This window comes from Thermogemmatispora sp., assembly GCF_042408735.1.
Classification (GTDB): Bacteria; Chloroflexota; Ktedonobacteria; order Ktedonobacterales; family Ktedonobacteraceae; genus Thermogemmatispora.
Genome location: NZ_JBHOQV010000120.1, coordinates 1 through 8,693, shown reverse-complemented (window position 1 = coordinate 8,693; position 8,693 = coordinate 1). Strand labels below are relative to the sequence as shown.

General features: G+C 64.2%; 9 protein-coding genes. 5 read left to right on the top strand and 4 right to left on the bottom strand.

Translation table 11 applies throughout. From position 1 onward, the window contains the following. Window positions 1-798, bottom strand: a 798-nt coding sequence (locus ACFMO7_RS10695; protein ID WP_376795476.1) for a hypothetical protein, incomplete at its 3' end; no start/stop codon positions are given. 1,395 nt (window positions 799-2,193) lie between these two features. Between ACFMO7_RS10695 and ACFMO7_RS10690 the strand changes: the two genes are divergently transcribed. From ACFMO7_RS10690 to ACFMO7_RS10675, 4 genes are all read left to right on the top strand, one after another. Beyond that, window positions 2,194-2,775, top strand: coding sequence for a TetR/AcrR family transcriptional regulator (locus tag ACFMO7_RS10690; RefSeq protein ID WP_376795475.1), 582 nt, complete (start codon window positions 2,194-2,196; stop codon window positions 2,773-2,775). Between the two features lie 281 nt (window positions 2,776-3,056). After that, window positions 3,057-4,592, top strand: a complete 1,536-nt coding sequence (locus ACFMO7_RS10685) for an MFS transporter (protein WP_376795474.1) — start codon at window positions 3,057-3,059, stop codon at window positions 4,590-4,592. Then, the gene (locus ACFMO7_RS10680; protein WP_376795473.1) at window positions 4,589-5,350 is read left to right on the top strand and encodes a glucose 1-dehydrogenase; all 762 of its coding nucleotides are present in this window, start codon (window positions 4,589-4,591) and stop codon (window positions 5,348-5,350) included. The genes ACFMO7_RS10685 and ACFMO7_RS10680 overlap by 4 nt, the downstream gene beginning before the upstream one ends. A 71-nt stretch (window positions 5,351-5,421) precedes the next feature. After that, window positions 5,422-6,303, top strand: a complete 882-nt coding sequence (locus tag ACFMO7_RS10675) for a TIGR03560 family F420-dependent LLM class oxidoreductase (RefSeq protein ID WP_376795472.1) — start codon at window positions 5,422-5,424, stop codon at window positions 6,301-6,303. A 143-nt stretch (window positions 6,304-6,446) separates the two neighbouring features. Here the strand turns inward: ACFMO7_RS10675 and ACFMO7_RS10670 are convergent, their stop codons facing one another. From ACFMO7_RS10670 to ACFMO7_RS10660, 3 genes are all read right to left on the bottom strand, one after another. Further along, window positions 6,447-6,755 (bottom strand): hypothetical protein, encoded by a 309-nt coding sequence (locus ACFMO7_RS10670; protein WP_376795471.1) that lies wholly within the window; start codon window positions 6,753-6,755, stop codon window positions 6,447-6,449. A 44-nt stretch (window positions 6,756-6,799) separates the two neighbouring features. After that, complete coding sequence (locus ACFMO7_RS10665; protein WP_376795470.1) at window positions 6,800-7,348, bottom strand: dihydrofolate reductase family protein; 549 nt, start codon at window positions 7,346-7,348, stop codon at window positions 6,800-6,802. A 514-nt stretch (window positions 7,349-7,862) separates the two neighbouring features. After that, window positions 7,863-8,228 (bottom strand): rhodanese-like domain-containing protein, encoded by a 366-nt coding sequence (locus ACFMO7_RS10660; RefSeq protein WP_376795469.1) that lies wholly within the window; start codon window positions 8,226-8,228, stop codon window positions 7,863-7,865. A 28-nt stretch (window positions 8,229-8,256) separates the two neighbouring features. Between ACFMO7_RS10660 and ACFMO7_RS10655 the strand changes: the two genes are divergently transcribed. Continuing rightward, window positions 8,257-8,625 (top strand): hypothetical protein, encoded by a 369-nt coding sequence (locus ACFMO7_RS10655; protein ID WP_376795468.1) that lies wholly within the window; start codon window positions 8,257-8,259, stop codon window positions 8,623-8,625. Window positions 8,626-8,693 lie beyond the last annotated feature (68 nt).

Here is an 8,693-nt window from a genome sequence, read left to right as displayed (position 1 = left end):
GGCGGGCGTGTAGTTCCAGCCGATGCGCAGCTCACCCGGCAAAATATCGAGCAGGCGAGTTGCGCCCAGTTGCAGGGCCTGGGCCAGCGTATGGGCGGCGTCTGCCAGCCAGCTTGCACCGACCTCGTGGTGGGTGGCCGGTGGAAGGGTCAGGCGCAGCAGGAGCAGATCGCTGCGCATGATATGGCCCAGGTAGCCTTGCCAGTAGGGCAAGTGACTTTTACAAAAGCTGTTCTGGTAGTGGTGGCTGAGGAAAGGGCGTGGGTGCTTGTGAGAGGTGCTACTGTCCTCAATCACGGCGGCCCCGCAGCTTCGGCAGATGGTGAAGCCCGTGCCCCCAGGGCCAGCATTGACGATGAGCAGTTCCTGATTCTCTTTGTATTCCCAGGCCACGCCGCCGTTCTTCGTCCGTCTGGCCAGTGTGTCACGACTGGTCAGGGGCATAACCTGGTGGGCCGCCATATAGGCGATTTCCAGCTCTGGCCGATCGCTGTGACCGCGGGCCTGGCGCTCAAGTGAAGTGGCTCCCCAGGGGGCAAAGGCTGGTGGATCGAGAATTTCCTGCTCTTTCAAGGGAGTGTGACACTGAGGACAGGGCTGCCGCTGGCTTTCTGTACTGGCAGGCTGCTTTCCTCCCTGGCCGGTTGTCTCTTTGAGGTAGCTACAGACCTGGCAGAGCAGGAAGCGCCGTCGTGGCCGCTCAAAGAAGCGCTGCACGGGTGTCGGGCCCTGGCCTGCTGCCTGGAACAGGCCGGGGAAAGGCGCCACATAGATCCCATCGTCCGGCGCTGCCTTCAAAAGAGCCTCTAGCTCCCGCCAGAGAGAGCCAGCTCCAACCAGGCGTATAGTGATCGGCTGGGCGTTTGGTAGTCGATCAACACGGATGCCAGGCTCCCCATCGTCTACCTCCTCGGTAGCCGGCGCAGGCCCAGCGTCCAGCGAGCCCGGTCGACTGCATTTCCTGTCCCATGAAAGTGCTCTGTTCGCTGCAATTCCCGCTTCTTCAGGTGGCAGGTGTGGGTAGGCCGTCGACCGAGGCGGCCATCGTTTGATTCCCATCACGTTGCTGAGACAGCCATGGAGGAATGGAGCACGGTGGCTGATCTGCTGAGAGTGGCACCGCAGACCGACGCCCAAGACCGGTCTGAGCAACGCTGACTTCCTGCGCCTGGCCGTGCAAGTGCTAACCCAGGCGTTCATGGAGCCGGAGGTGGGCCAGCACGTGGAGGCAGAGCATTTCGGGCGCATCGCCGAGCGTAGGGGCGAGCGGAACGGGCACGGCGAGCTGAGTGGGACACGCGCGTGAGGACGCTCTGGTTTTCGGTGCCGCAGGTGCTCGACGGCAGCTTCTTCTGCAGCTGACCAGGATGGCCACGACGCTTGACATGCTGGCCGGCGGCCGCACCGGGCTCAGCATTGAGCCGGCCACTATGGGGACGAGGCGTGCGGGCTGAGGATCCCCTTCCCGTCTCTCTGGAAGCGGTTCGAGATGCTGGAGGAGATGGTCTAGCTCCGGTGACGGATGTGGAGTAGCGAGCGGGGCAACAAGCGCCCGTTCAAGGGCGAGTGCTAGAGCCTCGAGCGGTCGCTCAACCTGCCGCAGACCCTGGTCCACCCCAGCCCGCCGATCCTGTCGCCGAGTACGGCGAGGGGAGGACCCTGTGCCGGCGCTCCAAGGTCGAGGGACGGGACTACGGCGCGATCGAGCAGACCTGCATTTTTGCTTCGACACCGGCGTGGGAGAGTTGATTGGGCGGCTATGCTTGCTGGACGGGCTCGGGATTAAGATGGTGACTGACTTCCTCCCGCCGGGAACCCAGTCGCGGCCTGGAGGCCCTCGGCCGCGAGGTCATCCCTGCCGTTGCCGATCTCTAAGCGGGCTTGTTGCGGTCTTCGGCGTACCGGCCCTCAGTCGGCGCGACCGACTACGCTGGCAGCGCTGCTCGGCTGAACCTAAGCATGGAAGGGAGAGCCGATCACATGCAAACACAGCTGATCGAGATCGGATTGGAGGTGGGTATGCCTTAGGCAGGTCAAGCTGTGCTGGAGCCGTGGCGAAATGGCCGGTGGACGGCTGCGACAGCACGATGAGCCGCTCGTACGATTCTTGACCGATCGATTCGTATCGTGATACTATGCCAGCGTGGGAGGAACCAAGGAGTTCGATAGTAGGAAGAACCAAGGAGTTCGATTGTGGCAAGACACAAGAAGTTCGATCCGGACGCGGCGCTCCAGGCGGCTCTGGATTTGTTCTGGCGGCGCGGGTACGAGACAACTTCTCTAGAGGACCTCACCGAGCACCTCGGCATCGGCCGGGCGAGCCTCTACGCCACATTCGGCAGCAAGCACGAGTTATACCTGAAGGCGCTCGAGCGCTACCTGCGGACACGCGCCCCAGACCCCGTCGAGCTGCTGTCGCAGCCGGGGCCGGTCCTGCCAGCCGTGCGAGCGCTTGTCAAGCGGTACGCCGAGGAAGCCGCGTGCGACCGCCAACGCCGGGGGTGCATGATCGTCAACGCCGCCATGGAGCGAATGCCCGATGACACCCAGGTAGCGCGCGTGGTCGAATCGGCTTGGGATACCCTCGAAGTCGCGCTCGCAGCGGCGCTGACCCGGGCGCGGGCGCAGGGCGAACTGGCCGCCGATAAGGATCCGCGGGCACTCGCTCGCTTCCTGCTGGTTGTGCTGCAGGGTCTACGCGTCATGGGCAAGGGACACCCCAACCCTGAAAGGCTGCGCGACGCGATCGAGCAGGCTCTCATCCTCCTGGAGTAGTCGCTGACTCTCCATCGTCCCCGACCACCGATTCACGCCATCTATTTAGACTGAATAGTACAAAAAGGAGTTGCCTGGTGCCTAGCCTGACCAGAACCAGGCGGTTGCGCAGCCGGCACACAGCTCGGTCGAACAGTCTGCTGCACCGCTCGGTGCGCAAGCGCGTGATGCTGAGGTGGCATCCGCTCCAGCGAAAGGTTGACTCCCGGACCAGGATATGCTAATATGTTACCAATATTTTGCTGAATATTAGACTGATCGGTACAAAAAGGAGTTGCCCGGTGGACTGCCTGACCACAACCACGAACCAGGCGGGCCTCGGCCATGCTGGCTCAAGTGGAGCCGAGGCCCCGCAGCACCCGGATGCAGCCTTCGTATTACTGGGCGCCGTGCAATTCGTGCTGATCCTGGCGATCACGGTCATCGCCGTGCCGTTGCCGGCCATTCAGCGTGAGCTCGAGTTGAGTAGCGCGGAGCTGGCCCTGGTCAGCGCGGCCTACGGCCTGTCCTTCAGCGGGCTACTGCTGTTCGGAGGCCGGCTGGCCGACCTGCTCGGCAGGCGGTGCGTCTTCAGGCTGGGTGTGGCGGTGTTCGGACTCGCCTCTGCCGGAGCCGGACTCGCACCCGGCGTCGAAGTGTTGCTTGCCGCCCGCTTCGCCCAGGGGGCTGGGGCCGCGCTGGTGGCGCCCGCGGCAATGGCCTTGCTCGGCGTGGTATTCCCAGATGCCGCCCGACGGACCCGCGCGGTCGCTGTCTGGGGCGGTCTCTCCAGCGCTGGCGCGACCGCGGGCACCCTGCTGTCCGGAGTTGTCGCGACGTGGGTCTCATGGCGGTGGGCGTTCCTCATCCCGGTGCTGGTGTCGGTCGTGGCCTGGCTGGCCGCGCCGCGGCTCCTCCCGGCCGGTCCGCCGCCCACGCGGGCGCGGCTCGACATCCTCGGGGCCCTCTTGGCGACGGCCGGCTTGTCCGGGCTCAGCTACGGTCTGGTGACGACGCTCGACCACCCCTGGTCGTCGGCCGCCGTGCTCATCCCGCTCGTTAGCAGCGCTGCATTGCTGGCGGTCTTCGTGATGGTCGAGGCACACACGCCGGCGCCGCTGCTACCATTGTCGTTCCTCGCTGCCCCGCGGCGAGCCACCGCGTTGCTGGCTGTGCTGCTCACATCTGCTGGGGCCGCCACCAGCTTCTTCTTTCTCGCCCTATACTTCCAGCAGATCCGCGGCTTCTCGCCACTGTGGACCAGCGCCGCGTTCCTGCCGTACGGCCTGGTTCTGGTGGTTGGGCTGGTCGCCGGTCGGCTTGTCGCGCGCTTTGGAGCGGGAGTGATCACGCCCCTGGGGCTGGTGCTGGCGGCGGCGGGCCTGCTGCTGCTCGGCCGAATGGGTGTCGACACCCCCTACGTCGGGCCGCTGCTGGCTGGTCTGCTTGTGTTCCCCATCGGGGCGGGGCTGTCGCTCGCTGGTGCGACCGTGGCGGCGGTCGAAGACGCCCCAGAGGGCCAGGCCGGGCTGGCCGGCGGGGTGGTGAACAGCGCGATGGAGACCGGGCCAACCCTTGGCCTCGCCCTACTGGTGGCGTTAGCCGGTGCCCGCGCCAGCCAGCTCGCCAGCACCGGGTTGGATGCACCAGCGGCGACGACCGGTGGCTACGCCTTCGCTCTCAGCGTTGCGGCCGTGGCTTTCGCTCTCGTCGCGGGACTCGTTGCTATCGCCCTACATGCGGGGCGTGAGAGATCTGGGACAGACCACTTCTATCTGACCGGCCCGGCATCCGAGGCTACCGATTGCGATTCGCTACGAACAGGAGGAGGATCATGAACGTACGATTCACTGGGAAGGTTGCCCTCGTCACGGGAGGTGGCTCCGGTATCGGCCGGGCGACCGCGCTGGCCTTCGCCCGCGAGGGAGCCACAGTCGTCGTGGCCGGGCGCAGCCCAGAGTCGCTGGCGGAGACCGTGAAGCTGATCGAGGCCGAAGGCGGACGGGCCAGCGCGATCACTGCGGACGTCACCCGTGCACGCGATGTCGCCCGGCTCGTAGAGGGAGTCATGGTGAGGCACAAGAGGCTGGACATCGCGTTCAATAACGCTGGCGTGCTCGGCCCGCGAGGTCCTCTGGTCGAGATCGACGAGGACGCCTGGTCGGCCGTCCTGGCGACCAACGTGACCGGCGTATGGCTGTCGATGAAGTACGAAATTGCCCACATGCGGGCGCACGGCGGCGGCGTCATCGTCAACATGGCCTCGACCATCGGTGCGCACACCACACGACCCGAGCTTGGTGCGTACGCGGCCGCCAAGGCCGCCGTCAGCGTACTGACCCGCACCGCGGCGCGGGAGTACATCCGCGAGGGCATCCGTATCAATGCGGTCAGCCCGGGGCCGGTTGCCGCCCCAATGTCACGTCTCCCCGGAGAGAGCGACGCCGAGCGGGACTCTCGCATCGCGTCTATCATCCCAATCGGCCGCGTCGGCGGGGTCGACGAGATCGCTGCTGCTGTGCTCTGGCTGGCATCGCCCGAAGCGAGCTTCATTGTCGGCCACGACCTCGTCGTCGACGGCGGCGCCACCGCCTAGGGTCTGTCTTCACAGACTCTGGGATGCTGACAGTACCTCAAGAGGCTGTTGACACAGGAGGGAAGATCATCGTGAAGCTTGGCCTGCACCTTGCCCATACGAACTGGTCGCTCCCGGCGGAGCGGCTCGGCGCTACCCTGGCAGAGGTCGTCGAGGCGGCAGAGGCCGCCAGCTTTGATGCCATCAGCGTTGCTGACCACCTCTGGCTCCACCCGATCATTGGCGGCCCAGAGGGCCCGCAGCTCGAGGCCTATACCACGCTCGGATTCATCGCTGCCCACACCCAGCGGGTACGCCTGCTGGCGCTCGCTACAGCCGTTCCATATCGTCATGCTGGTCTGCTGGCAAAGATCGTGACCACGCTCGATGTGCTCTCCGGCGGCCGGGCGATGCTTGGCATCGGCGCCGGTGACTACGAAGACGAGGCCCTTGGCCTGGGGCTACCGTTCCCACCGCTGGGCGAGCGGTTCGACCTCCTCGAGGAAGCGGTGCAGGCCTGCCTCCAGATGTGGGAGAGTGAGTGGGGCGACGCGCTGCCGTTCCGGGGCCGCCACATTCGGATGGAGCGCCCCCTGAATGTACCCCAGAGCCTGAGCCGACCGCACCCGCCCATCCTGATCGCGGGGAGTGGCGAGCGGCGGACACTGCCGCTGGTGGCCAAGTACGCCGACGCCTGCAACCTGCGGCCTTCGCCCGAGATCCCGCGTCAGCTCGAGCTGCTTCGACGGCTCTGCGCCGAGGCGGGGCGCGACTACGACGCGATCGAGAAGACGGCCCCCTTCGGCTTCGATGTCGGGCCGCGTGGCGAGAAGGTCGGCCAACTGATCGGCCAGCTCCGCTGGCTGGCGAGTATGGGGATCGAGACGGTCTTCGGCTGGGTCGTGGGCGTTGAGCGGATCGAACCGCTGGAAATAATGGGCCGCGAGGTCATCCCAGCGGTGGCAGAGCTGTGAGGGGAACTGCGACCAGACAACTGCCGCCAGTGCCCGCGTCGTCGTTCTGAACCTTGCGGGCCTCGAGTCCATGAATGGTAGCGATATCAGGTCGCTGGTCGCACTGCTGATGTGGGCGCGGCGCGACCAGCGCGCAGGCAGTGTCATCCGTCGTAGTGACGGAGGCGCTGGACGTGCAGCATCCGGCTCGGCGGCTCGATCATTGCGTTGAACCGGTGCGCGCTGGGGAGGGCATTGAACTGCTCGGCTGCTGCCAGCGCCTCATCCAGGCTACGCCAGTAGACCAGGTCGACCCATTGTCCCGACGCGTCGCAGAGCAACTCGCGCTTGATGTAGCCGCTCATCCTGCGGAGATCGAGCATGATGGCGTCGGCGGCTTGCAAGAAATCCCTGTGACAGATACCATCTTTGAGACGGAACAGGACGATCTCGACCACTAAGTCAGCTTCCATACCTTCTCCAACGTGCCTTTTGTTGAGCTATAAGAGGCGTAGATTCAACCTAAGGGATGTACAACTTGGTATCGGAGCTGGACGAAGTCTTTATAGGAGACTGCTTCCAGCAATTTCAACCTCGTCTCAATGCCGACGCTTCCGAAAAGGGGGATTCCCTCACCGAGCAAAACCGGGAGATAGGTGATTGTGATCTCGTGGATCAATCGCGCTCTTAGGAAGCGCTGAATCGTTATTCCGCCATCCACATACAGGTGCCGGTGGCCTTCGCTGGCTAGTTGCCGGACGATCTCTTCAGGCGAGCCAACCATCAGCCGAGCCTTGCCACGCACATGTTCGGGCAAGTCCTTCAGAGACGTTGACAGCACGATCACTGGGACTTTGTAGGGCCAGGCATTGAAGGTCAAGAGCTTCTCAAACGTGTGGCGGCCCATGATGATGGCGTCCACTGAAGCGATGAAGCGGTCATAGGTTAGGCCAGTCATCCCGGCGTCGTCATACTCGGGTCGGTGGAGCCATTCGATATCTCCACCATGGCCCGCGATGAAGCCATCCAGGCTAGCACCACAGTAAACTGAGCACTTGATCGTCATATCGTAATTAAGACGACTCCAGTCCTAAATGGCGCATCCGCCAAGTCTACGCAACTTTTGCCGGAAGGGCTACGCCCAGTCAGCGACAGGGCTAATCCTTTCGGCGCCGACCATTGCTGAAAGGGGGTCGATACGCATTCCGATCGGTGATGTCTTCCCAGCTCGCCCGGCATCCTTCGTTCCAGTTCTCGAATTGGCGACAATTGCGAGCCGAGCCAGGGAGTGCAGCGTCTTCCACCGGGACCCGATCCGGTGCAGGAAAGCGGCGTGCCTGGCAGGAAGACGAACTCCCAGCGGGAGTGGGTCAGGCGGAACCGGCTACCTCTATCAAGTTGCTCCACCAACGATGGAGGAACGGAGTTCGATGGCTGGCCTGCTGAGGATGGCATTGCGGACCGGTAGCCGTCCGGATGGCCCCAGAGCAACTGCCGTGTGATGGCCATAACCCCCATCATCACTGAGTGTCTTCCTCGACGCGCCCTTGCTCGGCTCCTGGAAATGTAGCCCCAGGTACCTACCCGCGCTCGACCGGATTGCCTGCCTCCTGCCAGCCGCGGATCCCCGCCGGCATAACGAACACGCTGGTGTAGCCCATCTGCTGGGCGCGCCATGCGGCGAATCGACTTGCGCCACAGCGCGGGTCGGAGCAGTAGAAGACCAGCGTGGCGGTCCGGTCCTCGGGCAGGTCGGCGATTGTGAAGTCGGCAGGGTCGAGATTCACAGCTCTGGGTACGTGCCCCCGGGCCCACCGCTCTCGCGGGTTGACATCGAACACGTACAGGTTGCCTTGCCCGAGCCGATCGGCAACGTCCTCCACCGAAATCTCCGGAACCTTGCCACGGCCGAACGCAGCGTGGATAAAGGAACCTAGCTGCGACACGAGTATCTCCCCTCTGAGCTGCCATGGTGTGGCACGAGTCGTAAACATTTACACACGCTGTATAGTGTGTAACGAGAGGGATGGCCGTGTCAAGTCCTATATCGCGGGCCGAACCGCGGACTCCAACCAGGCGCTCGGCAAAGGTGAGCAGTCCCTCTTCGCCTGTACTGGGGTCGAGGCTGACGCTGGTCAGGATATAGCGCACGCGCTCGCGTCCGATGCCAAGGCGCGCCTGCAGACGGCGCAGCAGCAGGGAGATCTCCGCACCTGTGACGCCGCTGTAGAGGTGAGCCTCGTCGAGAACGATCAGCAGGGTGCTGGCCGGGTTGCTCTCGAGCAGTTGGGCTGTCTGGGCAAAGATGCCTCGCTCGATAGGCCGCATCAGCATGTATTCTAGCATGGAGTAGTTCGTGATCAGAATGTCGGGGCAGCACTGCTGCATCTGGTGGCGTGTGTAGAGTTCTC

Excerpts from the sequence above, each read along its gene's own strand:
- ACFMO7_RS10665 (WP_376795470.1), bottom strand. The coding sequence starts at position 7,348 with ATGACGATCAAGTGCTCAGTTTACTGTGGTGCTAGCCTGGATGGCTTC.
- ACFMO7_RS10680 (WP_376795473.1), top strand. The coding sequence starts at position 4,589 with ATGAACGTACGATTCACTGGGAAGGTTGCCCTCGTCACGGGAGGTGGC.
- ACFMO7_RS10670 (WP_376795471.1), bottom strand. The coding sequence starts at position 6,755 with ATGGAAGCTGACTTAGTGGTCGAGATCGTCCTGTTCCGTCTCAAAGAT.